The sequence below is a fragment of the Paenibacillus sp. 1001270B_150601_E10 genome (assembly GCF_015558675.1).
GTDB lineage: Bacteria > Bacillota > Bacilli > Paenibacillales > Paenibacillaceae > Paenibacillus_B.
Genome location: NZ_JADMOL010000002.1, coordinates 161,975 through 188,206 on the forward strand (window position 1 = coordinate 161,975; position 26,232 = coordinate 188,206).

The 26,232-nt window shown below is 48.2% G+C and carries 20 protein-coding genes; 14 read left to right on the forward strand and 6 right to left on the reverse strand.

Features of this window, described 5'->3' with window-relative positions; all coding sequences use genetic code 11:
- Positions 1-387: 387 nt before the first annotated feature.
- The 4 genes from I2H74_RS05730 (at position 388) to I2H74_RS05745 (ending at position 5,429) form a co-directional block, all read left to right on the forward strand.
- Positions 388-1,443 carry a FecCD family ABC transporter permease gene (locus I2H74_RS05730; RefSeq protein ID WP_195572356.1) on the forward strand — a complete coding sequence of 352 codons (1,056 nt, stop codon included), beginning with the start codon at positions 388-390 and terminating at the stop codon, positions 1,441-1,443.
- A 23-nt stretch (positions 1,444-1,466) separates the two neighbouring features.
- Positions 1,467-2,477 carry a FecCD family ABC transporter permease gene (locus I2H74_RS05735; RefSeq protein WP_420707425.1) on the forward strand — a complete coding sequence of 337 codons (1,011 nt, stop codon included), beginning with the start codon at positions 1,467-1,469 and terminating at the stop codon, positions 2,475-2,477.
- A 237-nt stretch (positions 2,478-2,714) separates the two neighbouring features.
- Complete coding sequence (locus I2H74_RS05740; protein WP_195572358.1) at positions 2,715-4,325, forward strand: ABC transporter substrate-binding protein; 1,611 nt, start codon at positions 2,715-2,717, stop codon at positions 4,323-4,325.
- Positions 4,326-4,415: 90 nt separating this feature from the next.
- On the forward strand, positions 4,416-5,429 hold the full coding sequence (locus I2H74_RS05745; RefSeq protein ID WP_195572359.1) for an ABC transporter substrate-binding protein: 1,014 nt from the start codon (positions 4,416-4,418) through the stop codon (positions 5,427-5,429).
- A 67-nt stretch (positions 5,430-5,496) separates the two neighbouring features.
- On the opposite strand, the gene I2H74_RS05750 is transcribed toward I2H74_RS05745, so the two are convergent.
- The 3 genes from I2H74_RS05750 to I2H74_RS05760 form a co-directional block, all read right to left on the reverse strand.
- A complete protein-coding gene (locus I2H74_RS05750; RefSeq protein WP_195572361.1) occupies positions 5,497-7,176 on the reverse strand; it encodes an AraC family transcriptional regulator in 1,680 nt (559 codons plus the stop codon).
- Between the two features lie 128 nt (positions 7,177-7,304).
- Positions 7,305-8,309: an ABC transporter substrate-binding protein gene (locus I2H74_RS05755; protein WP_195572363.1), complete on the reverse strand. Its 1,005-nt coding sequence runs from the start codon at positions 8,307-8,309 to the stop codon at positions 7,305-7,307.
- Between the two features lie 252 nt (positions 8,310-8,561).
- Entirely contained in the window at positions 8,562-9,527 is a 966-nt protein-coding gene (locus tag I2H74_RS05760) for an AraC family transcriptional regulator (protein WP_195572365.1), read from the reverse strand.
- Positions 9,528-9,695: 168 nt separating this feature from the next.
- On the opposite strand from I2H74_RS05760, the gene I2H74_RS05765 reads away from it, so the two are divergent.
- From I2H74_RS05765 to I2H74_RS05790, 6 genes are all read left to right on the forward strand, one after another.
- On the forward strand, positions 9,696-10,889 hold the full coding sequence (locus I2H74_RS05765) for a galactokinase (protein WP_195572367.1): 1,194 nt from the start codon (positions 9,696-9,698) through the stop codon (positions 10,887-10,889).
- A gap of 3 nt (positions 10,890-10,892) precedes the next feature.
- A complete protein-coding gene (gene galE, locus I2H74_RS05770) occupies positions 10,893-11,879 on the forward strand; it encodes a UDP-glucose 4-epimerase GalE (RefSeq protein ID WP_195572369.1) in 987 nt (328 codons plus the stop codon).
- 79 nt (positions 11,880-11,958) lie between these two features.
- Positions 11,959-13,599 (forward strand): UDP-glucose--hexose-1-phosphate uridylyltransferase, encoded by a 1,641-nt coding sequence (locus I2H74_RS05775; protein WP_420707426.1) that lies wholly within the window; start codon positions 11,959-11,961, stop codon positions 13,597-13,599.
- A gap of 49 nt (positions 13,600-13,648) precedes the next feature.
- Positions 13,649-14,545: a hypothetical protein gene (locus I2H74_RS05780; RefSeq protein WP_195572371.1), complete on the forward strand. Its 897-nt coding sequence runs from the start codon at positions 13,649-13,651 to the stop codon at positions 14,543-14,545.
- Positions 14,546-14,813: 268 nt separating this feature from the next.
- Complete coding sequence (locus tag I2H74_RS05785; RefSeq protein ID WP_195572373.1) at positions 14,814-16,346, forward strand: copper amine oxidase N-terminal domain-containing protein; 1,533 nt, start codon at positions 14,814-14,816, stop codon at positions 16,344-16,346.
- A 483-nt stretch (positions 16,347-16,829) separates the two neighbouring features.
- Positions 16,830-18,254: an NAD-dependent malic enzyme gene (locus I2H74_RS05790; protein ID WP_195572375.1), complete on the forward strand. Its 1,425-nt coding sequence runs from the start codon at positions 16,830-16,832 to the stop codon at positions 18,252-18,254.
- Positions 18,255-18,391: 137 nt separating this feature from the next.
- On the opposite strand, the gene I2H74_RS05795 is transcribed toward I2H74_RS05790, so the two are convergent.
- Genes I2H74_RS05795 through I2H74_RS05805 form a run of 3 tightly spaced genes read right to left on the reverse strand, consistent with a single transcriptional unit; the run spans position 18,392 to position 20,766 of the window.
- The gene (locus tag I2H74_RS05795) at positions 18,392-19,804 is read right to left on the reverse strand and encodes a ferrous iron transporter B (protein WP_195572376.1); all 1,413 of its coding nucleotides are present in this window, start codon (positions 19,802-19,804) and stop codon (positions 18,392-18,394) included.
- Entirely contained in the window at positions 19,782-20,516 is a 735-nt protein-coding gene (locus I2H74_RS05800; protein WP_195572378.1) for a FeoB small GTPase domain-containing protein, read from the reverse strand. The genes I2H74_RS05795 and I2H74_RS05800 overlap by 23 nt, the downstream gene beginning before the upstream one ends.
- Positions 20,517-20,520: 4 nt before the next feature.
- Positions 20,521-20,766: a FeoA family protein gene (locus I2H74_RS05805; RefSeq protein WP_195572380.1), complete on the reverse strand. Its 246-nt coding sequence runs from the start codon at positions 20,764-20,766 to the stop codon at positions 20,521-20,523.
- Between the two features lie 655 nt (positions 20,767-21,421).
- Here I2H74_RS05805 and I2H74_RS05810 point away from each other — a divergent pair.
- The 4 genes from I2H74_RS05810 (at position 21,422) to I2H74_RS05825 (ending at position 26,232) form a co-directional block, all read left to right on the forward strand.
- Positions 21,422-22,459 carry an ABC transporter substrate-binding protein gene (locus tag I2H74_RS05810; protein WP_195573377.1) on the forward strand — a complete coding sequence of 346 codons (1,038 nt, stop codon included), beginning with the start codon at positions 21,422-21,424 and terminating at the stop codon, positions 22,457-22,459.
- 124 nt (positions 22,460-22,583) lie between these two features.
- Positions 22,584-23,510 carry an ABC transporter permease gene (locus I2H74_RS05815; RefSeq protein WP_195572382.1) on the forward strand — a complete coding sequence of 309 codons (927 nt, stop codon included), beginning with the start codon at positions 22,584-22,586 and terminating at the stop codon, positions 23,508-23,510.
- Positions 23,503-24,300, forward strand: coding sequence for an ABC transporter ATP-binding protein (locus I2H74_RS05820; protein WP_195572385.1), 798 nt, complete (start codon positions 23,503-23,505; stop codon positions 24,298-24,300). The genes I2H74_RS05815 and I2H74_RS05820 overlap by 8 nt, the downstream gene beginning before the upstream one ends.
- Before the next feature lie 186 nt (positions 24,301-24,486).
- Positions 24,487-26,232 carry a methyl-accepting chemotaxis protein gene (locus I2H74_RS05825; RefSeq protein WP_195572388.1) on the forward strand — a complete coding sequence of 582 codons (1,746 nt, stop codon included), beginning with the start codon at positions 24,487-24,489 and terminating at the stop codon, positions 26,230-26,232.

Below are 26,232 nucleotides of genomic sequence, written 5' to 3' on the forward strand. Positions count from 1 at the left end.
GTGGAGAAGCTGGAGCCGAATTCGGCGCTTCATGCGCAGTATGAGCAGGTCTTTGAGAGCAAGTATGTGAAGATGGCGGCTGAGCTGCGGCGCCTAAGCTAAAGCACAGATCTAGAGCACAGACAGGGTACGAATCGACCGCTATCCTCTTTCACAGGCGATAAGAATAGGAACACCAGCCTTTTTTCTGGGCTGGTGTTTTTGTGTCTGGATGTTTATCAGCATGAAGAATTCCTTGATCATCACGTAGCTTTCGATTATGTCCAAAGAAAATGTCGAGTTTGTCTATTGCCATTTGAACCCTTATCGACATACAATAGTTTTTATGATATTGATAATCAATATCATTTTCATTTATTTTACTATATACATTAAGGGTGACAGCTTATGAGTGCTACCATGCACGCAACGAATGAGAAAGCCAAGCCGGCCGTTAAGCTTCGATCACGGCCCTTAGCTGCAACCATCATTATGGTTGGCGGCTTAATGTTGTTAGGGCTTGGCATCGGCATTTCTGTGTCCTTTGGCGCAGCGGATATCAAGCTTGCGGTGGTATGGAATTCCATTTTCCACTTTGATAGCAGTATTACTGCACACCAGGTCATCCATGAGATCCGGCTGCCGCGAGTGCTTGGCGGAGCGATGGTGGGCGCTTGCTTTGCTGTTGCTGGCGCCATGATGCAGGGCATGACGCGGAATCCATTAGCAGATTCGGGACTGCTCGGACTGAACGCAGGCGCTGGATTCATGCTGGCGCTGTGCTTCGCGCTTTTCCCCGGCCTGCCCTTTATGTACCTCATTATGTATTCCTTTATCGGCGCAGCCCTCGGTGCAGGCTTGGTCTATGGGATCGGCTCCTTAGGCAAAGGGAAGACCTCGCCTGTTCGACTTGTTCTGGCTGGTGCAGCCTTAAGTGCGCTGCTGACGGCGCTTAGTGAAGGTATTGCACTCTATTTTCGCGTGGGACAGGATTTAGCGTTTTGGTATGCAGGCGGGGTAGCGGGAACGAAGTGGTATCAGCTGGATATGATGTTCCCATGGATTGCAGTCGCACTGCTCGGTGCGATCGTGTTGTCACGTTCGATTACGATGCTGAGCCTTGGCGAGGATATCGCCATTGGTCTTGGCCAACGGACAGGCTTGGTGCGATTAGCGGGTACGGTTATCGTTATTATTTTGGCTGGGGCAGCAGTATCTGTCGTGGGAGCGGTCAGCTTTGTTGGCCTTATGATCCCCCACGCAGCCAGGTATCTGGTGGGTGTGGATTATCGTTATATCATTCCATGCTCGGCTGTGCTTGGAAGCCTGCTGGTTGTATTTGCGGATCTTGCCGCAAGAATGGTCAATCCTCCTTATGAGACGCCGCTTGGTGCGATTATCGCTTTAATTGGCGTGCCCTTCTTCTTATATCTGGCTCGCAAAGAGAGAAGGGAGCTTTCGTAATGAGACATTCAGCAGTGGCATCAATGGAACAGCAAAAGACAAGAAAGACTCTTATGGTCTGTCTCGTTTTAATCATTCTCATCCTCCTTTCCTTTATGATCAGCGTGAATACGGGACCGATACGCCTGACTCCGGAAGAGCTGATCCGCACTTTGCTGGGCAAAGGAACGGACAAGCAGAACCTCGTCCTTTTTGATTTCCGCCTGCCGCGCATCGTCATTTCGATCCTTATCGGAGCAGGTCTAGCGGTATCGGGATGCATTATGCAAGGGATCACGCGCAATCCACTTGCCGATCCGGGTATTCTAGGCATCAATGCAGGCGCTGGACTGATGGTTATGCTCTTGATTTCCTTTTACCCAAGCACTGCGGCAGCGCCTATTTATCTGCTTCCGCTGCTGGCTTTGATTGGAGCAGGGCTCACAGCCGCGGTGATTTATATCCTTGCCTATAAGCGGCATGAAGGGATATCGCCAACCCGCTTATTGCTGACAGGAATTGCTGTGGCTGCTGGGATAAGCGCCGCGATGATTGTGCTGACGCTGCGATTAAGCCCTGAGAAATATCAGTTTGTCGCCTCTTGGCTAGCGGGAAGCATTTGGGGCTCCAATTGGAAGTTTGTGCTTGCGCTGCTGCCATGGATTGTGATCCTGCTGCCGCTTGCGTACTACAAGGCCCGTTCGATGAACGTGCTGAACTTGGGAGATCAGATTGCTGCAGGGCTAGGCGCAGCGGTCGAACGAGAACGGCTAGGTCTCATCGCTATCGCGGTAGCTCTCGCAGGCGCTTGCGTTGCAGTAAGCGGCGGAATCGGCTTCGTAGGCCTGATTGGGCCTCATCTCGCTAGACGTCTTGTAGGCGTAAAGCATCAGCTGCTGCTGCCGACGACGGCCTTAGTAGGTATCCTATTGGTGCTGACCGCAGATACGATCGGCCGCTGGATTCTTCAGCCTTCCGAGATTCCAACCGGCATCGTGGTTGCTGTTATTGGAGCACCCTACTTTCTATATCTGCTGGCAAAGACAAAAGCTTAATTCAGGCAAGGTGCAAGTGAAATTCCTGACTCCCTCAATAGTTCACAGCTCTATATCGGCAGCTTGCTCGATGAACTTGTGACAGAAGGGACGAAGTTCACATTTACCTCAGCCGTTTGCTTTTGCATAAAGGAGTATGCATTCCTTCTTTAAGCATGAATATAGGTTGGGAGCTTGATAAGCCAAGGGCTTCAAGAGAAATACTCCCTTGCTGCTGTCAATGGAGGTGTATGTGTATTGGCAGATGATGAGAGACATCCGAACTCTCCTGTTTTTTGCGTGCCTGTTCATCTGACCGATCTGGATGGAGCTTCCCAAAATGGGGGAGTAGACGAGCAATCCTCATTCTACCGAATACTGATCATTTGGGCCGGGGATGCTACGCTACTGTTGGATAATGAAGAGCAGCATATGGCAAAAAACAGTGTTTTGCTCTGTTATCCCGAAGAGAGCGTCAGGATGATATGCGATTCTAGAACACCCTTGCGTGGAATCCAGATTGAATATCGTTGTTTCCGCGATAACGGCATGATTCCCTCCCCATTGCAGGAAGTAGCTCCCTTAAGCAGATGCTCGCCCGCCCTCAAAAGGCTTGCATTAGAATTGAGGCATGCGTGGCTCTATCCTCGAGAGGATGAACCATTTCGAGCACAGAAATGGTTTACAGACATGCTGATTGAACTGCAGAAGGAACGATCAGCGAATGAGCAGCCTTCTGCGCATTGGTTGGAGAAGGCGTTACGTTATATGGAATCGCATTATATGGAGGAGCTTACGAGAGAACAGCTTTCAGCCATTGTACATGTGAGTCCAGAGCACTTTTCACGCATGTTCAAAAAGCATACTGGACGAACATACAGCGCCCATTTGACACTGCTTCGAATCCGAAAGGCACAGAGCCGCTTGCTGCTTGGAGCGCCTAATCTGAATACGCTGGCTCAAGAGGTAGGCTATAAAGAGGGGACTTATCTTAGCCGAAAATTCAAGGAGCTTGTGCAGGTATCGCCAACCTATTATAAGCACCAACAAAAGCGTATTGCAGCGCTGAACCTCAATCATACCGCGAGCCTGCTTGCCTTAGGCATTACGCCTGAGCTCGGAGTTTACACGACGTGGCTTGATCGAGCCAGGCTTCGGCACACCCCTTCAACGAAGCATAAGTTGAAGCGCTCTCCAGCTGATAAGAATGCCTATTACGAATCGATAGCGGCAGCACTGCCGGATGTGATCGTTAGCTATGCTTCTGAAAAGGAAAATATTCGGCTTCTGGACATTGCACCTGTGCTGGAAATCCCATTTATGGATATGGGGTGGCGCGAGCAATATGAGCTTTTAGCCGAGGTAGTAGGGATGCGCGAGCAGGCAGCACAATGGCTGCGGCATTATGACCATCAAATTGAAGGCTGCAATCAACTTCTGAATCAGACAATGAACAAGCGAGGAACCGCAATGGTATGGGAAATATGCAATCATGCGGCATATGGAATTAGCAGTCGATTTGGAAGAGGAGCCCAGGTCCTTTATGAGGATCTAAACTTTCAAGCGCCTGCCAAGGCCATAAAGGAAGGGATGCTGACTCAAGGTTATGTTGAAGTTCCTATCTACTCGATTGCAGATTATGCTGCCGATTATGTGTTCATTACGTCCCTACCGTCGGAACTTGAAGGCAGAGCGTGCGTGGAGCGACTGTTCCAATCAGAGAAATGGCGCAGCATGGAGGCTGTGCTTCAGAAGCAGGTCTATATTTTAGATGATTCTGAATTGTTTTACGGCTATGATCCGATATCTTCACAGGCACAGCTCAGTAAGCTGATGCATGCCATGTGTCCAGATCACAAATTTGCATGACAGCATATCACGTTTAGGCATGGGCATATTCTCCTTTTTGTAATACATTTATTGAGAATGATTATCGTTATTACATAGGGAGGATTCATCATGTTTATTCAATACTGTCATCAAAAAGTGTCCAAGCTTGCGATAAGCACGGCTCTATTGCTCTTATTCATGTGCCTATTATCAGCATGCGGAGCTACAGATGCTGCTCAGAGCATAAATACAACGCCTGCAGCCGATAAGGAAATGAATACAGCAGCCCAATCCAGCTCTAGTGCTGAGTCTGAGGCTAAAGTCAAAACCATCTCCACCGTTAACGGCGATATTGAGATTCCAGTCCATCCTAAGCGAATCGTAGCTGAAGAATACCTGGGCAGCTTAATTGCGTTAGATGTTATTCCTGTAGGGGCTCCTGGATTGACCCTTAACAACTATTATTTTAAAGAAGCATTGACTGGTGTTGCAGATACGGGTGTATATGGGAAGCCATCCGTAGAGAATATTCTAGCGCTAACGCCTGATCTTATCATTACTGGCAGTGGAGAGAGCTATGAGATGTTAAGCAAAATAGCGCCAACGATCGTCATTCCATACGGCCAATTGAAAAGTGTGCATGAAGAGTTGAGCTTCTTTGGCGAGTTGTTCGATAAGGCAGCAGAGGCAAAGGCTTGGCTGGAGGAATACGATAAACGCATCGCGATTGCCAAGTCCCAAGTGGATGCGGCTGTTCCTCAAGATGCTTCATTCTCGATCATGGAGGATGGGGGGAAGAAGGTCTGGGTGTATGGGGACAATTTTGGACGCGGGGGACAACCGATTTATCAGTCTCTGGAAAGAAATGCACCGGCAGAAATAGAAGATGAGATTATGGAAAAGAAGTGGGCAGAGATCTCTCTTGAGCTGCTGGACAAGTATGCTGGCGATTACATCATTTTAACGTCTGATCGGCTTACACTGGACGATTTGAAGCGGGACGCCATCTGGTCGAATCTTCCCGCGGTGAAAAACGGGCAGGTGTATATATGGCCGGAAGAACGCTCCTGGTATTATGATCCGCTTGCGGTATTAGCCCAGACGGAAGAGCTGGCAGAATGGCTTGTCACAAGCAAGAACTAAACGAACAAGACGCACCTCGTCTCCGCACAGTCTTTACAGGTCTGTATCGGGATGGGGTGCGTCATTTTTATTTCTGCTTATAAGCGGCAGTCTTATGACCAATAAGCAATGGAAGCTCGTGAAGCAGCCTTTCTCTTGTAAGCGCATCGTTCAAATTCCAGTGCATCGCATTGACCACATGCACATTGCCACTTCGGACAGCCGGGAGCTGCTGCCACAACTCGCTTTTCATCATTCGCATGGCTGCCTGTTTAGACACTTCATTTCTGCTTATAAGCATGAAGATGCGGTCACCGGCAAAGATAGGGATTTCGTCCTCGGCGATCTCCAAGTAGCTCTGATTCGTATCTAGCAGCTTCTGAATGCCATCTATGGCTCTAAAGCCGCTAGGATAATAGAGTGCAGAAGACAATCCTGTGCTCCCCATCACAAACAATCGTTCTCCACGATCATAAATAAATACAGATGCCGTTTGACCTGGCCCTATATGTGCGTTGATTGCTTCCCACATGGCCTGCTCCTTTCGATGGAAAGCCTCAAGCCATTGCTTTGCCTCCTGCTGCTTGCCAAGCAGCATCCCGAGCGTCTGAAGGCGCTCATCAAGCGGGGCGAAGGAATTGAACGTTACCGTTGGCGCAATCTTGGACACATCCTGATACAGCTTCTCGTCATCGTTAGCCACAATGATGAGATCGGGAGCAAGCTTTCTCGTTGTATCCGGATCAAAGGGATGACCCACATCTTCAATATGGTGGAGCAAATCTTCGTAGATCGAGCCCTTCATAAAGACAGATGAGATTCCGATTGCTTCAACGCCAAGCGCAATGAGATCACCGAAGGTCTCCCCGTGATAAATCAAACGCTTAGGGTGAATCGGGATGTCCACTTCATGGCCTGTCCAATCCTTTACTTTTACTTTGCCGCGCATTTGTCTGGCGTACTGCTTGGGCGTCATCCCCGTCATCTGTCGGAATCTGCGATTAAAGTAATATTCATCGGTGAATCCGACCTGAAAGGCAATTTCACGCAAGGGATCATCTGATTGCTGCAGCAGTTCTTGGGCTTTCTTCATGCGGATATCGGTTACATAGTCCAAGGGCTTCTTTCCTGTCAGCTCTTGAAAAATGGGCGTATAGCGCCAAGCAGGAACATTTGCAAGCTGAGACAGCTGCTTTACCGTAATCGGTTCACTGTAATTGTTATCTATATATTGGACAGTGTGCTCCACAGACTGGGTAGGACTAAGCTCTTGCCCTAAGCGCAAATTATGCTCGAACACGGTGCTCATCAGCTGCATGAACCGTACCTGCTGGTTGAACCATTCCAGCTCCGACTGATGATTCCGATTCGCGTGAATATCCTCAATCGACCTTAGGAGGCGAGACCAAGGGTAGATGGATACCTCATATTGATTAGGGAAGAGAGAATCGTAATAAGGCACGCTGGCATTGGATTTCCTATGATCGATCATAAAGGTGATCTGATAATAGCTGACGGTGCTGGAACCATCGCTTGTGATGCACAGAGAGGTTCCAGGGGGGACAATATAGCATTTTCCCGTTGTATAAATAAAAGGATGTTGATCAATCAGCAATCCTCCGGTTCCTTCTCTGAACACGAATAAGGAGTGCAGCTCGCATTCGATTCGTTCAAAGGTACAATTCGAGGTGTGCCTCATATAGAGGATTTCTGCGAATTGAAACCGTAGGGAACGAAGAGGTTGAGAGGGCTTATAGGTTAATGGCATACGCTGCAGCTCCTTTGATATGGATGAGAATAATCCCCAATGAATGAGTGGTGAAAAATAAAGAAGCCTTTCAACACGAGGTTGAAAAGCAATCTTTATGGACGAAGCAGCAGGACGGGAAGTCTGCTTTATTTCTTGCTTAGCATGACGGGAAGCTCCGCCAATATATTTTCCCTAGACGTCGCGTCACTTTCGGATTTCCGAATAGGAAGCTGATACACCTTGCCATTTTTGACGGCAGGCAGATCGCTCCACAGCTTGCTATTCATCATCTCATTCGTAGAATGGACTGCCTCTTCGTCAACAGGAGTAAGGATAAAGATCCGATCTCCTGCTACTTCGGGCAAGAGCTCCATTGAGATTTCCTCAAATCCTTTGCCTGCATCTAATACTTCCTGAATGCGAGGGGTAGGCTTGAAGCCATTCTCATTGTAGAGAATCTGGGAAAAGCCTGTTACAGCCATCACGAATAATCGGTTGCCAGGGTAATAGGTCAGAACACTTGCGGTTTCTCCTGGCTTCATCTCTGACTTTTTGAGCTGCTCCCACATCTCTTGTTCCTTTGCATGATAGGACGTGAGCCACTGCTCAGCCTCGTCTTTCTTTCCGAAAAGGTCACCGATAATGCGCATACGTTCATCAAGAGGAGCAAATGTATCGATGACAAGCGTAGGCGCAACCTTAGACAGCTGCTCGTATATTTTTTCATCGGTAGTCCCGATCAGAATCAGATCAGGCTCCAGCTCCAGTACTTTTTCCAGATTAATAGGGAAGCCGACATCAGGAAGCCCGCTTACTTGATCTGCAAAGATGGTTCCTTCAGTGAAACTTGCAGCAGCAGCTGCTGGCATAATACCGAGAGCGAGCAGGTCACCAATCGATTCACCATGAAAGACGACTCGCGTTGGAGAAGCAGGGATCTCCACCTTATGACCCACATAATCGGTATAGGTTCTGGTATCAGCTGATGTGGTTGAGGTTTTGCCCTCTGCTTTATCCGAAACAGCTGATTGGCTAGGCTCAGAGGAGGCTGCCTTTGTGCCTTCCGTGGTTGAACCGCAAGCGGTGAGCAGCGAGCCTAGTAAAGTAATGATGCATAGTAAGGCGGTAATCGATTTTGATTTCTGTAACATTGGGTCCTCCTAATATTTATAACAATAATGATAATCATTATCAACTAAAATTATAGTATAAAATAAGAGATTGGACCTCAATGGATAAATTTTAGATACCCTGTTCATTTTGTATAAAATCAAAAGAAAGCCATCCAATAGAAGCACGGGTATTGGGGTAAGGAATGGGATTCACGACTTCGATCCTCAATTAAAAGCGGAAGGAGAAAGAATGAGATGGCCTCTTTCTCCCTATCTATTTACGAGTACCTATTAGAGATGGGTCCCAAATACCTGCTGTCGATATTGGGTCGGCGACTGCTGATAGAAGCGGCGGAATTGCCTTGAGAAATACAAGGCATCTGGGATGCCTACGGACGAGGCGATCTGCTCAATCGTGAGATCAGGACGCTCGCGTAGGAGCTGTCGTCCCTTATCGATGCGAAGCTTCAATAAAAAGGTGACAGGAGACATCTCAGTGACCTGCTTGAATAAACGCGACAGATAAGCTCTGCTGTATCCAAGGCTCGTCGCCATCTGTTCCATCGTAAAGGGATGAGCATACTGGGTGGACATCATGCGGATCATTTGCCTAACGATCTGCTCCGATTCGTGCTCTGGACGCAGATGTGCGTCATGGGTCTCGTCTGTTCTAACCTCAGCGTACCGCGCCATGATAAGATGAAGATAGCCGGCAGCAGACATATCGCAGGCTGCTGTTCGCTGCTTGAAGTCATGGCGAATGCGGTAGAGCCATTCGGAGACAAGCGAATCCTTCTCGAGATGCGCGACAGGACTGTTCAGCGTAAAGCCTGCTCTGCGAATAAGGCTCTCGATCTTGTTTCCTTTGAAAGCCACCCATTGATACAGCCACGGCTCAGCTGCATCAGCTTGGTAGCTGACCAGTTGGTTTGGAGCGATAAGAAAGGCATCATCTGGACCTAATGTATAGGTTTTCGCTTCTGTGGAGAAGAGGCCGCGCCCGTCGATGATGTGATGAAGCAGATAATAGTCATAAAGCTTAGGACCTAAATGATGGTTAGGCTTCGTACGGGCTTCACCGGCAAACAGGACATGGATGTCCTCGCGTTCAATCATGACAGGATTAGGAGATACCTCATAGGATTCATGCTTGTCTGCTTGTCCAGCTAGCTGCTGTGGGCTTGGCCGTTCACCGTCATCAGGCGACAGTGGAGAGGATACAGCGCTCGATTTAATGGCTTTCCATTCCTCGCTCATAGCACAACTCCTGACTTGGAAAAGATATTCAGCATCATGTTGGTTCTATCATATCACATTTATCCATATGAAGTTCACATCAGACTATTACGAACGATATCGTGAGCCAGTAAGATGAAGATAAGTAGAAAACGCTTAGCATAAAGCTAAAAAGGAGGAAGTGTTCAGATGGATCACATGCAATGGCAAGAAGAGTTTGAGAAACGAATGGGAAAAAGCTCAGAGGGGGTTCGTTTTTTCCATGCACCTGGACGTGTAAACCTCATCGGTGAACATATTGATTACAACGGGGGACTCGTTCTGCCGGCAGCGCTTCATATTGGCACAACCTTAATGATCAGACGGAGACAGGACCGCTTGGTTCGACTTGCAAGCATGCAGTTTCCAGAAGTGGGCGAAGCCTCGGTCGATGCCCTGCCTGAAGCAAAGGCTAACGTATGGACGGATTATGTTTATGGCGTTATGCAGGAAATGAAGAAGGACCATAAGCCTGTGAAGAACGGATATGATATTTTAATTACCGGCAATATTCCAAATGGTTCGGGACTCTCATCATCCGCTTCCCTCGAAGTTGTATCCGGGTACGCGTTAATGACCATGGAAGGGTATGAGATCGACCGTACGGCACTGGCAGTATTGTCGCAGCGGGCGGAAAATGGTTTTGTTGGCGTTAACAGCGGCATTATGGACCAATTCGCCGTATCTCAAGGCAAGAAGGATCATGCGATTCTTTTGAACTGCGATACGCTAGAATATGAGCATGTTCCATTCCACATTCAAGGCTATAAGCTCGTTATCGGCAATACGAAGAAGCGCCGTGGGCTTGTAGATTCGAAGTACAATGAGCGTAGAGCGCAATGCGAGGAAGCACTTGCTGCCCTGCAGATTGTGCATCCAACGCTTGAATATTTGGCTCATCTGAGCCCGGAAGCCTTTGAGCAATCCAAGCAAGTCATCACAGATGAGACGGTCCGTCAGCGCGCCGAGCATGTTGTGTATGAAAATGAGCGCGTTAAGCAGTCCATGATCGCCCTTAGCCAAGGGGAGCTGACAGAGTTTGGCTCATTGATGAATGCGTCTCATGTGTCTCTTCGCGACCTGTATGAGGTTAGCTGCACCGAGCTTGATGTCATGGTGGAAGAGGCGCTTCATGTTCAAGGAACGATCGGTTCCAGAATGACTGGCGCAGGATTTGGCGGGTGTACCGTATCTCTTGTTCAAGAGGATGCGGTCGAGGCATTTATCGAAGCGGTTGGAACGCGTTATGAGGCGCGCACTGGGATTATTCCAGAATTCTATGTATGTGAAGTAGGCGATGGCGTACAGGAATGCTTAATCGAAACTTCTACATCGGAGGTGTAAGAGATGGCTGTATTAGTGACTGGCGGAGCAGGCTACATCGGTTCTCATACGGTGCTGGAACTGATTGCCCGCGGGGAAGAGGTTGTTATTGTCGACTCCTTGGAAACGGGACACCGTGGAGCCGTATTAGGCGGGACGCTCGAGATTGGAGATATTCGGAATAAAGCCTTTTTACAAGAGGTATTTACGAAGCACGCCATTGATGCGGTTATTCACTTCGCGGCTTATTCCCTAGTCGGAGAGAGCATGACGAATCCGGGCAAATATTATGACAACAATGTACATGGTACGCTGGTGCTGCTAGAAGCGATGCAGGAGCATGGAGTAAAGCATATCGTCTTCTCCTCTACCGCAGCAACCTACGGAGAGCCGGAACGGACGCCGATTCTGGAGAGCGACCGAACGAATCCAACGAGCGTCTATGGCGAGACAAAGCTAGCGATGGAGAAAATGATGAGCTGTTTTGATCAAAGCTACGGCATTCACTATGCGGCTCTGCGCTACTTCAATGCGGCGGGTGCTCATGAAAATGGCTTGATCGGGGAGGATCATCGTCCAGAGTCCCATCTCGTCCCGCTTGTTCTGCAGACGGCATTAGGCAAGCGAGCAGAGATTGCGGTATTCGGCAGCGATTATCCAACATCTGATGGCACATGCATTCGGGATTATATTCATGTCAGTGATCTGGCAGACGCGCATGTGCTGGCCTTGCAATACTTGCGGCAAGGCGGAACAAGCGATGTATTCAACCTAGGCAATGGAACAGGCTTCTCGGTGCTTGAGGTGATCAAGACTGCAGAGTCGGTTGTAGGCAAGCCGATTTCAACGGTTATGAAGGAACGCCGTGCAGGGGATCCTGCCGTACTTATTGCATCGGCTGACAAAGCGAAGCAGGTGCTCGGCTGGCTGCCGAAGCGTGATCAGCTGGCTCAAATCGTCGAGAGCGCATGGCGCTGGCATTCCTCGCGTCCGAACGGATACTCGGACTGACAATAGCCTCGTTAGAGTGAAATGTCAGTGAAGAATCGATGAGGAGGGATAGGCCATGAGCAATCAATGGAATGCTGCGATGCAGGATAGAGGAAATAAGGATATGGTTCATGAAGACGATCAGGATGCAGGGATGTCGCTTACTGAGCAGGTACAGCGGAGTATTGAAGAACTGCTTCAATATGGGGTAAACAAGCGGCTGATGGAGCCGTCAGACTGCCCTTATGTGCGCAATGCCCTGTTAGACTTGTACCATTTGCAGGAGCCGCATCCTCAATATCAGACGGAGTATTCAAGACAAGAATCACTAGGGGACGAAGAAGAGCTTCAGTCTATTCTCAGAACCCTGCTGGATTACGGTCATGTGATCGGGCTGACCAAGCACAATACCGTAACGGAGCGGGATCTATTGGATGCTCGGATTACAGGGCTGCTCCTGCCGCGCCCTTCCGAAACGATTGCAGCATTCAAGCATACAGTTAGCGCTGTGGGAATCGAGCAGGCCACAACACAGTTTTATAACCTGTGCATTGACAGTAATTATATACGAATGGACCGTGTTCGCAAGAACAGCTATTGGCGCTATGAAAGCGAATATGGCTCTATTGAAATGACGATCAACATGTCGAAGCCGGAGAAGAGCCCTAAGGAGATATTAGAGGCGAAGAAGGCAGCCACCTCTCATTATCCGAAGTGCCTGCTATGCGCAGACAATGTAGGGTATGAAGGACATGTGAATCATCCTGCCCGCCAGAATCTTCGCCAAATTCCAATTGAGCTTGAGGGAGAAAGCTGGTATTTTCAATATTCTCCATATGTGTACTATAACGAGCACAGCATCGTGCTTCATCATGAACATGTTCCGATGAAGCTGACGAAGCGTACCTTTGAGCGCTTGTTAGCGTTCACAGAACAGTTCCCGCACTACTTTATCGGCTCTAATGCTGATCTGCCGATCGTGGGCGGCTCGATTCTAAGCCATGATCACTTTCAAGCGGGACGGCATACCTTCGCGATTGAGAATGCTCGTGTAGAGCGCGAGTTCTGTTGGCAAGCCTACCCGGATATTCGAGTGAGCATTGTTCGCTGGCCTATGAGTGTGCTGCGCCTGACAGGAAGCGATCACAAGCAGCTTGCGGAGGCGGTGCATGTGATTTACGAGTGCTGGCAGCAGTACAGTGATCCGGCTGTTCATATTCATGCCTTTACGGATAATGATGGGGAGAAAGTTCCGCATAACACGGTGACGCCAATTGTAAGAAGAAGAGGCAGCGAATATGAAGCGGATATTGTCCTTCGCAACAATGTGACGAGCGAGGAGCATCCAGAAGGTATCTACCATCCGCATCGGGAAATGCATCATTTGAAGAAAGAAAATATTGGGCTGATTGAAGTCATGGGCCTTGCAATTCTACCGGCTAGGCTGCAGGCGTCCGTTGCGGCTATCGTTCCGCTATTGACGGGCTCAGTTCAATGGGAGTCGATGAGGAACACAATGACCGAGGAAGATCCTTTGCATGTACATCGTGCGTGGATCGATGAATTGCTGACACGCTTTGGCACAGCTATGACTGAGCTAGAAGCAGAAACGGCGATCAAGCAGGATATGGGACGGTTGTTTGTCGAAATACTAGGTCAGGCAGGTGTATATAAGCAGGATGACGCAGGGCGCCAGGCTTTCTACCGCTTTGCAGCTCATCTTGGGCTTGATAGCTTGTAAACCTCCAATGAACCATACCATTAACTTCAATAAGAGGAGAGACGAGAAGATGGCAACGGTGTCTGTATCCGTACAAACGGTCGTACATGAACAATACGGCAATTGCTTGAGCCTTGAAAATGAGAAGTATACGCTGATGTTCCCGCTCGATTACGGGATTCGGATTATTCATTTTAGCCTGCGAGAAGGCTGCAATGTGTTTTTCCATGATGTTGAGGAAGCGATCAAGCAGGAAGGGGACGCCTTCCACAAGATGGGCTCTGACGGCTGGAAGCTAAGAGGGGGTCACCGTCTCTGGACGAGTCCTGAGGCATTCCCTCGCACCTATGCTCCGGATGATCAGCCTATTTCATGGAAAGAGACGGATCATGGGGTGATCCTCACGTCTCAGCCTGAGCCTTGGACCCATCTCCAAAAAGAGATTGAAGTCCGCTTTGTAGAGGATGAAGTCGAGCTTATTCATCGCGTCACAAACGTAGGGGCATGGACGATTGAAACAGCGCCTTGGTCGTTGAATGTGATGGCGCCTGGCGGCACAGCGGTTATTCCTCAAGTAAGCCGTGATACAGGCCTTCTTCCAAATCGGAATCTGATCCTTTGGCCGTATACGAAGATGAATGATGAGCGAGTGGAGTGGGGCGACGATGCGATTGTCGTGAAGCAGTCCCGAGATGCGGCGTCTGCTTTTAAGATCGGCATCAATCACGAGCCGGGATTGGTAGCCTGCATCTATCCTGATGTGACTTTTGAGCTTCGCTTCGAGCATATTGAGGGTGCCGTATATCCGGATGGAGGCTGTTCCTTTGAATGCTATACGAATGAGCACATGATGGAGCTTGAGACGCTGGCTCCGCTTGATAAGCTTGAGCCTTTGCAGACCGCAGAGCATAAGGAGACATGGAAGCTGGTGACAGGTCGAACGGTGTCTCATTACCGTAATCAGTAATAGAGGCTAAAGAGGTTGAAAGCAATGGACATTCCTTTGGTTCAACAGAGCTCAGATTGATAGGAGAAGACTTATTCTTTTATTTATAAACCATCCTTCTATTCTCTTATTCTTGAAATCGCCTGATTTCGTTTGGTTCTCCAAGCGGGATCAGGCATTTATGTTCAAAGTAATGTCCTACAATAGTCCTTTTTCCTCTCTTTACAGAACCTTCCTACGCCTGCATAATGAAGAGGTTATGATAATCATATAATAGGGTGGTGTACTCATGATGCGTATTCGTACAGGGCTGGCAGCGATGCTTGCTATGATGCTGATTGTCCTTGCAGGATGTCAGTCGGTTGGCGGAGTGGATATTGCTCAAGTCGTCAATCAATCCTTGAATGTGAAGTCAGTAGAATCGAAAGAAACCGTAACCGTAAAGCTTGATGTGAAAAAAGATGCAAAGCTTGATCCAGAGGATGAACAATTCATCAACCTCTTGAACGGTCTGCAAATCGATATACATACAAAGAAAGAATCCAATGAGAAGATGTCCGCTAGAGGCGAACTGAAGATTGGGAACAAGAAGCTTCCGTTTCACATCTCCGTAGATCCTAAGCAGGTAGCACTTGATGTAGAGGGCGCGAAGGAAGCGATCGTTATTCCAACAGCGGAAGTGGATCCTAGCATGGCTGAACTTACGCCTGATCTAGAGCAAATGGAAGCTTTCCAAAAGGCCTTCATCCAATGGTTCTCAAAGAATGCTCCTAATCCGAAAGTGGCAACCGTAACATCTGGAATGGAATCTGTGTTCGGTGAGTCCAAGTTCTTGGATCGGATTCATCTAGAGTTTGGAGCAGACGAGACTCTTGGCTGGATCCAAGGCTTCGTGAAGGCTGCAATTGCCGATGAAGAAGGAACGAAGGCTTTCCTTGAAGAGATTGGCAAGCTTTACGGACCGCTCCTTACCACGATGCTGGAGGAAGAGGAGATTGGCGGCGCTAACATCTACAAGGATGGCGAACTCTTTGCTACCTTTGCCTACAAATGGTTGAAAGAAAATGCGGACCAGATGCTAAAAGAGCTTACGACAGGCTGGGAGCAGGCGATTAAGGAATCTCCAGAGCTTGCACAGGTGCTAAGCGATAAGACGAAGCTGAAGCTCGATATGTATAGCGATTCCGCCAAAAATATTCATAAGACGAATATGGAATTGAATATTCAGCTTCCATCTACAGACGATATGCCAGTAAACAGCATTCTGATTCAAACGACATCGGAGCTGAAAAATCATAATAATACGGTGAAGGTTGAACCTATCAACGTTGAAAATGCGGTAAATGTGATGGAAGAAGAATTGACGCCAGGTGAATGGCTGAGATTCTTCGAGGAGGGCTCACTTGCAAAGGACCTGCTCAAACAAATGGGCATCACATACAAATTCATCTATCTTCCAATGTCTCAAGGTGAATACGATGAGTGGCTGAACGATTCTCCGCTTCCTTATGTGGAAAAAGGAGTAACAATGGTACCGCTTCGCTATGTTGCAGAAGAGCTGGATGCGGTTGTAAAATGGGACAGCAAGCAGAAGCAAGTTACGATGATGGATGACATTACTGGCAGCAAGATTGTGCTTAAGCTGGGCAGTAATATCGCCCTTGTAGATGGCGTTCAGAAGAAGATCAGCGGCAAGCTGGTCATTAGCAAAGATGGCACGGTATATGTACCGCTTCGTTCTGTTTCTGAGCTGCTAGGTGCAAAAGTACAATTTGAGCCGGATTCGGGCTATGGCAGCTATGTAACAGTTGAACGCCAATAATTTGTACATTGTAAAGATAGGAACTCAAAAGCTCAAGCAGGAAGTAAAGTAATCCTTGTGATTCATTCCTGCTTGGGCTTTTTGTCCTTTTTAATAGAATTGTATGCTGTAGGAAATGAAATAGCATGCAGCTGTCCGTTCCATTGCGAGACGAATAAAAGTTTTTAAGCGGCATCATAAAGAAATTTATATCATCCAGTGGTCAAAATAATTAGAAATTGAAGGAATTTGGAAAAAGACGAAGAAGAGTTATGATAGACATCCTTTCCACACGTTGTTTGTTAGTGGTAAACTAGGATCTGGCTGAGCAGATCGTCCTCTTTGGACAACATGACTCAGTCTATGCGCATGGGGTTTATTGCTTAGGCAGACCCGATGCGGTAGCAGTAGAATTGATAGAATAGTGGAATTAATTTGCAATTCATTATCCAAAGGCGCATAGGATTTGCGATGCCTGTAAGGAACAAGGGGAGAATAACTTTCATGGCCAAATCATTAGGATCGAGCACGAACATCATTATCCGGATCGAGATCGACAAGAGCAAGTGCAATTTCGCTCAGGTTGCCCAAGCGATTGGCGAAAGCGGCGGTGATATCGTGGCGATCGACGTTATTCGCAGCAGTGGCGCAGTGACACTGAGGGATTTAACGGTTAATGTGTTTGATGGAAGTGTAGGGGACCGCATTGTAGCACGCTTGAAACTGATTGAGGGCATCCAGGTCATCAACGTATCTGACCAGACGTTCCTGATGCACTTGGGCGGCAAGATCGAGATGCAGCCTAAGATTCCTATTCGAAATCGCGATGATTTATCACGTGTATACACACCAGGAGTCGCTCGCGTATGCATGGCGATCCATGAGGATCCAAACCGTGCCTTTACGCTAACCATTAAGCGCGATACGGTTGCGGTTATTTCCGACGGCACAGCGGTGCTAGGACTCGGCAACATCGGTCCACGAGCAGCAATGCCTGTCATGGAAGGGAAAGCAATGCTCTTCAAGCAGCTGGCTGGAGTAGATGCATTCCCGATCTGTCTAGATACGCAAGATGCTGACGAGATCGTAAGAACCATTGTAGCGATTGCACCAGGTCTTGGAGGCATCAACCTGGAAGATATCTCTGCACCGCGCTGCTTCGATATCGAGCGTCGTCTGACCGAAGCGCTGGACATTCCGGTATTCCATGATGATCAGCATGGAACGGCGGTTGTACTGCTTGCAGGCATTCTCAATTCGCTTCGCATTGTGAACAAGAAGATTGAGGATTGCAAGATCGTACTGTGCGGTATTGGAGCTGCAGGTATGGCTTGTACGGAAATGCTTCTATCGGCAGGGGCTACGAAGGTGATCGGGGTCGATCGTCAGGGCGTGCTCGTTCGCACGACTCCGTATGAGAATGAAGCATGGAATGCTTTTGCAGCGAAGACGAATCCTGATCTAGAGCAGGGGACGCTGTCGGATGTCATTAAAGGCGCAGATATCTTTATCGGCGTATCCGGCCCTGGCGTGCTGAAGCGCGAGGATGTTGAAGCAATGGCGAAGGATCCGATTGTATTCGCAATGGCGAACCCAACACCTGAGATTGATCCGGACGAGATTGAAGGAATTGCTCGAATTGTAGCTACAGGCCGTTCCGATTATCCAAACCAGATCAACAACGTGCTGTGCTTCCCAGGTCTGTTCCGCGGATTGCTGGACTGCCGTGCTTCACGCGTTACGGAGAACATGAAGCTTGCGGCTGCGCATGCGATTGCAGAGGTTGTATCTGAGGATGAACTGAGCGAACTGTACATTATTCCATCTGTATTTAATGATAAAGTCGTTCCTAAGGTGCGCGATGCGGTTATTGATGCCGCTTATGCGGATGGCGTTGCACGCCGCCGTGACTTTAGAGATAAGAAATAGCATCGATTAAGGGATGAATTGCTTTGATTCAGATAAAGAATCGAGCATAAAAGAAAAAGGACTTTCAGCACCACGGGTCAGTGGTTGCCGGAAGTCCTTTTTTTATGATTCATTTTTCCGTATCGTTGCTGTGCTTCTTACACCCAGCCAAATGCGCGTGCAAGCTGAGCAGTGATAAAGGTAACTAAGATCGCAATACCTAATGGAATGAGGGCGGATAACAGCGTCCATTTCTTGCTGTGCGTTTCCTTGTAGATGTTGAAGAGCGTTGTTCCGCAAGGGTAATGCAGCAAGGAAAACAACATCATATTCAGTGCCGTCAGCCATGTCCAACCGTGGTTAACGAAGATTTCCTTAATATTATCAATACCGTCCGCATCTACCATAGCTCCTGAGGACAGGTAGCCCATAAGAAGGATTGGCAGGACAATTTCATTGGCTGGAAGCCCGAGCAGGAAGGCCATGATGATAAAGCCGTCCATGCCAAGCAGTTGGCCGAATGGATCAAAGAAGCCCGCCATATGGTTGAGAATGCTGTCCCCGCCGACAAATACGTTCCCTAGAATCCAAGTAATAACACCGGCAGGCGCTGCGACGATGACCGCACGCTTCAGCACGTTCCACGATTTGTCACGTGTAGCAAGCAGGATCGTCTTCCAGAACTGTGGACGACGATATGGAGGCAATTCCAGTGTATAGTGCGTCGGGACGCCGCGAAGCACTGTTTTGGACAGTACCCAAGATACCGTAAAGGTTACGATAATTCCGAACATGACCATGCCAAGCACGACGCCGGCTGTAGCGAACGATTGCAGTCCACCGCTGACGCTTACAGTCATAAATAAGGAAGCAAGCAGAATCAGCGTCGGCCATCTGCCATTGCAGGGCACGAAGTTGTTCGTAAGGATGGCAAGCATTCGCTCACGCGGCGATTCGATAATGCGCGTAGACAGAATGGCGGCAGCATTGCAGCCAAATCCCATCGACATGGTTAATGCCTGCTTCCCGTGTCCGCCTGCACGCTTGAAGATTCGGTCCATGTTAAAAGCAACCCGAGGCAGATAACCGAAGTTCTCAAGCAGCGCGAACGTAGGAAAGAAGATGGCCATCGGCGGCAGCATGACGCTAATAACCCATGCAGAGCCTCTGAACAGGCCTAGAACGAGCAGTCCATGCAGCCAATCCGGAGCATGAATCGCATGAAAGAACATCGTGATATAGCCTTCGATGACGCCAAACATATCCGCGAGCATGGCGGAAGGAACGTTCGCTCCGGCGATCGTCAGCCAGAACACAACAGCCAGCATCGCAAGCATAATCGGGAATCCCCATATCTTCGAGGTGACGATGCGATCCAGCCTGCTTGTGCTGGCAAGCTTCTCCCGATTCTCGTAGTGAATCGCGGTATCACAGATCTCATGAGTGACTTTATAGATGTCACCGACGATTCCGTCCCTTACGGCATCGCCCTGTGACAGGCCGCGTGCCTTCTCCAGCAGGGCATCAAGAGCGGAAACATTCGCAGCACTAGTGGCAAGCGGTCTCTCCATACCGAATCACCCCCTCAAGCTGTGCTGTCGTCTGCCCACGCTGCAGCCAATTTTTTATGGATGTAAGCAAGCTCTCATCATTATCTAATAGACGCAGCGCAATCCATCTTGCCGGCAGATGGCTGCCGAACATATCGCGAACTTGTGGCTCAAGCTGCTTGATCTTCTGCTCAATGTCTTCACTATAGGTAATCGTAATAGGTTCAGGAACAAGCTCCCCGCTGGCAACGAGCAGCACCTGCTGAAGCAGCTCACCGATGCCTTTTTTGCTGCGGGCAGAGATGGCTACCGTCGGAACACCAAGCTTCTGCTGCATCTTGTTCAGGTCAATCTTGATGCCGAGCCGCTTTGCTTCATCCATAAGATTGATGCAGACGACCGCACGGTTGGTCATCTCCAGCACCTGAAGCGCAAGATTGAGGTTGCGCTCCAATGAAGTAGCGTCAAGAACGACGATTGTGACGTCTGGATTCTCAAAAATAATATAATCTCTTGCAGCCTCCTCATCCGCGGAGTTGGAGTACAAGGAATACGTTCCGGGAAGATCGACGATCTTGAACGGTGTTTGTTGAAACTCAAAATATCCCTCTGCGCTTGTCACCGTTTTTCCTGCCCAGTTGCCGGTATGCTGATGCATTCCGGTGAGCGCATTGAAAAGGGTGCTTTTACCCGTATTCGGGTTCCCTGCTAGTGCAATGGTGTATGATCTCATGCTCTTACTCTCCTATCCGTTCTCCCCAGATCAGGGAGCTTTCTTCACTGCGCAAGGCAATCGTTGTATTGTTCACTCGAAAGGCGATAGGGTCTCCAAGCGGACTTTTTTGCAGTACTTCAATCCGATTCCCAGGCACAAAGCCTAAATCCAACAAGCGTCTGCGCATGACACCCTGAACTTCAAGGCGAGTGATGCGTACGTGATTGCCTATTCCTGCTTCTAATAAATTCGTTTCTGCTGAAGCCATGAGCTGGACCTCCTGTTTTCGCGTGGGACAGAATGTTTCAATAAGGCAACTTTTCCATTAGCATATGCCCTTGTTTATAAAAAGGATGATGCATTTAAAAAAAATAGCGTGATCCGCGAGATCACGAATATCATAGGCGATTACAGGTTTAGTATATAGCAAAGATGTTTCTTCGGCAACATAATTTTTCCCTAGGGAAACTTTCGGAGTATACAAAATTCCTAGGTTTTTCGCCTGCTTTATGTACGGGAAAGACCTTAAGGGATATGGGAGAATGCCTATTTTGGAACGGAATTTGTTAGGCGTACACTCTTACAGTCATGTCTCTCTGACGGCTCTGTTGAAGGGCTCTATTTTAAAAGAATGGAACAAGCTAAAACAAGCTGTAGGTTCATAAGATGACTGCAGCTTTTTTTATTGTTACTTAGCCATAAAATGTAAATTATATCAGTCTTTAGTATTGACTTGCCAATTAGAGCCATTACAATAACACTATAATGCGTTACAGGGATTATGCAGATTCGCTTTAAATGGGTAAAACCATCGGTAAATATTCTTCAACGCTCTATACTTCTTTGACATTCTGCCGAAGCGAAGTCGACTTCTGTAGTGACGAATGATATCGAAATGATAAGAAAAGGGGACGAATGTCATGATGAAGAAAAGGAACTTTCGAGTACTGCTTGCAATATGCTTAAGCTGCATGTTGATCATGACGGCTTGCGGGGCAAAGACAGAGAGCGAGCCGAGCTCAAGTGGAGGACAAGCTTCCAGCAGCTCGGAAAAGAAGATTAAGATCGGCATTACGCAGATTGTGGAGCATGCCTCGTTGGACGAAGCGAGAAAAGGATTTCTGAAAGCGCTTCAGGATAATGGTTATGAAGAGGGCAAGAATCTGGAGGTTGATTTCCAGAATGCTCAGAATGATTTGAACAACGCCTCGACGATTGCTCAAAAGTTTTCGACTGACAAATTGGATTTAGTATTAGCGATTGCGACACCGTCTGCCCAAGCGGCAGCTCAAAATATTAAGGATGTGCCGATCTTGTTTACAGCGGTAACTGATCCGCTTGGTGCAGGACTAGTGAAGAGCATGGAGGCTCCAGGCGGCAATGTGACCGGCACGACCGACATGCATCCGGAGGCAGTATCCACCTTGATGAAATTTATTCAACAGAATGTAAAGGATGTAAGTGCAATTGGCATTATGGCCAATGAAGGCGAGCAGAACACGGTTGCTAATGTAAAAGAAGCAGAAGCGGCCATTCAGGAACTGGGCTTGAAAGTCGTGAAGGCGCCCGTAACAAACAGCTCCGAGGTGAAGCAGGCCGCTGAATCATTAGCAGGCAAGGTTCAAGCAATCTACGTTCCGCAGGACAATACGATCGTCAGTGCATTAAGCACGGTTGTCGGGGTAGCGAATGACAAGAAGATTCCGCTCTTTGTTGCCGAGAAAGACTCTGTGAAAAATGGCGGCGTTGCATCATTTGGCTTTGAGTACTTTGACATTGGATACACGACAGGGAAGATGGCTGTAGACATTTTGAAGAACGGCAAAAATCCAGCGGAGCTTGCTGTTCAATATCCTGAGACCCTTGATCTTGCCTTGAATCTTAAATCGGCAGCAGCACAGGGATTTGAGGTGACAGATGCAATCAAGTCTGAGGTCAAACCAGAGAATTTGTTTGAATAACAGGTTCTTCTTATAAGATCTTCAATGAATGAAGCTTAACAAATATGCAGTCCGTTAGCCTTTAGAGTGCTCGATCAAGCTCTGTTGCTTTCGGACTGTTCTGCTAACATGGGAGGAAGATACGATGCTTGGATCAGCACTTGCAGAAGCGCTGCTTAAGTCTGTGGAAGCGGGGCTTATATACGCGATAATGGCTTTAGGCGTATACATTACGTTTCGCATTCTGGATTTCCCTGATTTGACAGTAGATGGAAGCTTTACGACAGGAGCTGCAATTGCAGCGCTCAGTATTACGACGGGATTGCCGCCGATTATTGGTACTATTCTTGCCTTTGCAGGCGGCTGCGCGGCTGGTGCATTAACCGGGATTATCCATACGAAGGGCAAGATCAATCCATTATTGTCCGGTATTTTGATGATGATCGCTTTATATTCCATTAACTTGCGAATTATGGGGAAGTCCAATATCTCCTTATTGAATCAGGATACGGTATTGACGCCGCTTAGCGGTGGCTACTCGCTTGTGATCGTGATGCTGCTGTTTATCCTTGTTATTCGCTTCATGCTGAACGCCTTCTTGCGAACGGAGATTGGCCTTGCGCTCCGAGCAACAGGCGATAACCCACGGATGATCCGAAGCTTCGGGGTGCATACAGACAATACGATCATTATTGGCGTGAGCCTGTCCAATGGTCTTGTCGCCCTCTCGGGTGGACTGGTGGCACAGTACCAAGGCTACGCAGATATTCAGTCAGGAGTGGGGATGATCGTTATTGGTCTAGCCTCCGTTATCATCGGAGAAGCGATCTTTGGGCACAAGACGATCGTTAGAACGACGATGGCTGTCATCCTAGGAGCAGTGCTCTATCGGATGATCATTGCGATTGCATTGCAGCTTGAGCTTAACTCGACGGACTTGAAGCTGTTGACTGCTGGCATCGTAATCGTAGCCTTGATTCTTCCGATGACCAGACGATCCATGCGTGAGCGAAGCATTAGCCGCAAGCGTGCAGGGGAACTGCTTCAGAAGGGAGGGCACATCGATGCTTAGAATTGAGCAGGTATGCAAGCTGTTCAACGCAGGAACCGCTGATGAGAAGTTTGCGCTTCAGCATGTGAATCTGCAGCTGAATGAAGGTGACTTTGTCACGATTATTGGAAGCAATGGCGCTGGAAAATCAACACTTATGAATGTCATATCCGGCGTCATGATTCCAGATATCGGATCGATTCACATCCAGGGCAAGGAGGTTACATCCTTGTCTGAGCATGTCCGTAGCAAATGGATTGGCCGTGTCTTTCAGGACCCGATGGCTGGAACGGCTCCATCTATGACGATTGAAGAGAATTTGGCACTGGCCTTTGCTCGCGGCGGCAGAAGAGGGCTCCGGCCCGGACTCGGTAAAAGAAGGCGTGAATGGTTCAGGACCCAACTGTATGAGCTTGGTCTAGGCTTGGAGGAACGGCTTACCGCGAAGGTGGGACTTTTGTCTGGAGGAGAACGACAGGCGCTGAGCCTATTGATGGCAACCTTTATGAAGCCGAATCTACTGCTCTTGGATGAGCATACAGCCGCTCTTGATCCAGCTCGTGCTGAGATGGTAACAAGACTTACAGAAAAATTCGTTCGCGAGAGCGGTTTGACAACGTTGATGGTTACGCATAACATGGAGCAGGCGATACGACTTGGCAATCGGCTTATTATGATGGATAAGGGCCGGATTATATTAAACATTGGTCCAGAGGAAAAACGGACGCTGACCGTAGAGAAGCTGCTGCGGGAATTTGAGCTCCTAAGAGGAGAAAAATTCGTCGATGACCGTGTAGTATTAGGGAGCTAATCTTGGATTTGGAAAATGCACTTTTATCTGTCACACTTCTATGCCCTGCAAGGAAGTTTTAGGGTTGAAAAGTGTGATTTTTTTTAATGAAGCGCCTTTAACTATCTTATTAAAAGCCCATTCTTAACCGATAAATGATTAGGGGTATTTGTGCCTATTATGTTTGGTGAATGAGGGGATGTAAAGATGAGAGGGTTAAGGCATAGTATTATCGTAAAGATGATCGCGGTGATCGGAATCTTGCTAATTGTCGTTTGTACACTATTTGTGTTCAGACAGAATAACCAACAAGAACGACTCCTCATGCAATCATTTGAACAGCGGTTAGAAGTGATCATGAATCTTGAGGTCCGTGAAATTGTTTCTTCTATAACAAACGCTTCCTTTAGTTTCAATAGTAACAAGAATTCTGACAATCTTGCAAGTAACCCCAACTTCCGTTTGATGAAGGGAAAATTGGATGTTATTGCTAATGATGATATTCTGAATGCTTTTATCATGATGCCAAGGTCAGAAGGTGCGAAGGAGATTAAAGTCATTCAAGGCAGCTCCAACTTTGATGCGCAAGGCTTTAAGCCAGGAAGCATGCTGCCCTTGCAGCCTCAAATGGAGGCGGCTTATGCCAAGATGCTGAAGAACGGCATCGCCTTATCCGAGGAGTTCCAAGTGGATGATCAAATTCTGGTTACGGCTCTTGCACCGATCAAGGACAATCAGGGCAAGATGGTTGGCGTCTTCGGCATGGATTATGATTACACGATTATTAAAAAGCAGCTTAACCAGATGACGATGGAAACAATCGCCATTTCTATTGCCATTGAATTGGTGGGGATTCTAGCCCTTATCTGGTATATACGCTTCCAGTTGAAGCCGCTCATTCGGATGAAGGCACTTGCTGCGCAGGCGGCGGACGGAGATATGACCGTAAGGCTGCAGGTATCCGGCAAGAGCGAGATCAGCCAGGTAGCGCAAGCCTTCAATCTCATGATAGGCAAGCTGAATTCTCTCTTGATTGATGTCAAGTCCGCTTCGGATGGGGTATCACGAGCCACGAAGGAGCTCGGGACGGCAGCAGAAGAGACAGCGCTTAGTGCATCGGATGTCAGCGCATCGATGCAGCAGGTAGCCTCAGGGGTTCAAGTGCAGCTGCAAAGCACAGAGCAAACAAAACAGGCGATGGCAGAAATTGCGGTGGGGGTTCAGGCCCTATCCGAGACGTCATCTTTTGTATTTGATAAAATGAATGCTTCCTCCACTCAAGCTGACGAGGGGCGTGAAGTCATTACTCGCACGGTCGAGCAGATGGTCGCGATCCAGCAGGCATCGGAGGAAACAAACGCTTCGCTTGCCGGGTTGACGAAGGAAGTATCCGAGATTAGCGACGCTGTGAAGTTCATTCAAGGTGTTGTGAAGCAGACCGAACTGCTTGCCCTCAATGCATCCATTGAGGCAGCGAGAGCAGGGGAGCACGGCAAGGGATTCCAAGTTGTAGCTCATGAGGTACGCAAGCTTGCCGAGCATTCAAAGAGCTCGCTTGATCATATTATGCAGCTCATTACGAATATTCATTCTAGACGTGAGGCAACAGAACAAGCTGCTTCAGAGCAGCAGCTTGCTGTCACCCAAGGTTTAAAGGTGGTTCAAGACGCAGATGAAGCGTTCGTGAGCATATCCCATGCTGTCCATGAGATATCTGAGCAGGTCAAGGATGCCAACATTATAGCGATGGAAATGTCTGCTGCGTGCGAAGAAGTAACCGCATCTTTGGATGAATTAACGCATATTGCAGTACAAAGCCATGACTTCAGTGAGCAGGTCTCTGCGGCTACGGAGGAGCAGACCGCTATGACGGAGCAAATGAAGGCGTCAGTGGATCAATTACAGAATCTAAGCACACAGTTAGAGCGGCAGCTTACCCATTTCAAAATGTAA

Coding starts and splice junctions, on each gene's coding strand:
- I2H74_RS05755 (WP_195572363.1), bottom strand. CDS start 8,309: ATGTTACAGAAATCAAAATCGATTACCGCCTTACTATGCATCATTACT.
- I2H74_RS05735 (WP_420707425.1), top strand. CDS start 1,467: ATGGAACAGCAAAAGACAAGAAAGACTCTTATGGTCTGTCTCGTTTTA.
- I2H74_RS05790 (WP_195572375.1), top strand. CDS start 16,830: ATGGCCAAATCATTAGGATCGAGCACGAACATCATTATCCGGATCGAG.
- I2H74_RS05765 (WP_195572367.1), top strand. CDS start 9,696: ATGGATCACATGCAATGGCAAGAAGAGTTTGAGAAACGAATGGGAAAA.
- I2H74_RS05730 (WP_195572356.1), top strand. CDS start 388: ATGAGTGCTACCATGCACGCAACGAATGAGAAAGCCAAGCCGGCCGTT.
- I2H74_RS05795 (WP_195572376.1), bottom strand. CDS start 19,804: ATGGAGAGACCGCTTGCCACTAGTGCTGCGAATGTTTCCGCTCTTGAT.
- I2H74_RS05785 (WP_195572373.1), top strand. CDS start 14,814: ATGATGCGTATTCGTACAGGGCTGGCAGCGATGCTTGCTATGATGCTG.
- I2H74_RS05780 (WP_195572371.1), top strand. CDS start 13,649: ATGGCAACGGTGTCTGTATCCGTACAAACGGTCGTACATGAACAATAC.
- galE (WP_195572369.1), top strand. CDS start 10,893: ATGGCTGTATTAGTGACTGGCGGAGCAGGCTACATCGGTTCTCATACG.
- I2H74_RS05810 (WP_195573377.1), top strand. CDS start 21,422: ATGAAGAAAAGGAACTTTCGAGTACTGCTTGCAATATGCTTAAGCTGC.
- I2H74_RS05750 (WP_195572361.1), bottom strand. CDS start 7,176: ATGCCATTAACCTATAAGCCCTCTCAACCTCTTCGTTCCCTACGGTTT.
- I2H74_RS05775 (WP_420707426.1), top strand. CDS start 11,959: ATGCAGGATAGAGGAAATAAGGATATGGTTCATGAAGACGATCAGGAT.
- I2H74_RS05820 (WP_195572385.1), top strand. CDS start 23,503: ATGCTTAGAATTGAGCAGGTATGCAAGCTGTTCAACGCAGGAACCGCT.
- I2H74_RS05825 (WP_195572388.1), top strand. CDS start 24,487: ATGAGAGGGTTAAGGCATAGTATTATCGTAAAGATGATCGCGGTGATC.
- I2H74_RS05745 (WP_195572359.1), top strand. CDS start 4,416: ATGTTTATTCAATACTGTCATCAAAAAGTGTCCAAGCTTGCGATAAGC.
- I2H74_RS05805 (WP_195572380.1), bottom strand. CDS start 20,766: ATGGCTTCAGCAGAAACGAATTTATTAGAAGCAGGAATAGGCAATCAC.
- I2H74_RS05800 (WP_195572378.1), bottom strand. CDS start 20,516: ATGAGATCATACACCATTGCACTAGCAGGGAACCCGAATACGGGTAAA.
- I2H74_RS05760 (WP_195572365.1), bottom strand. CDS start 9,527: ATGAGCGAGGAATGGAAAGCCATTAAATCGAGCGCTGTATCCTCTCCA.
- I2H74_RS05815 (WP_195572382.1), top strand. CDS start 22,584: ATGCTTGGATCAGCACTTGCAGAAGCGCTGCTTAAGTCTGTGGAAGCG.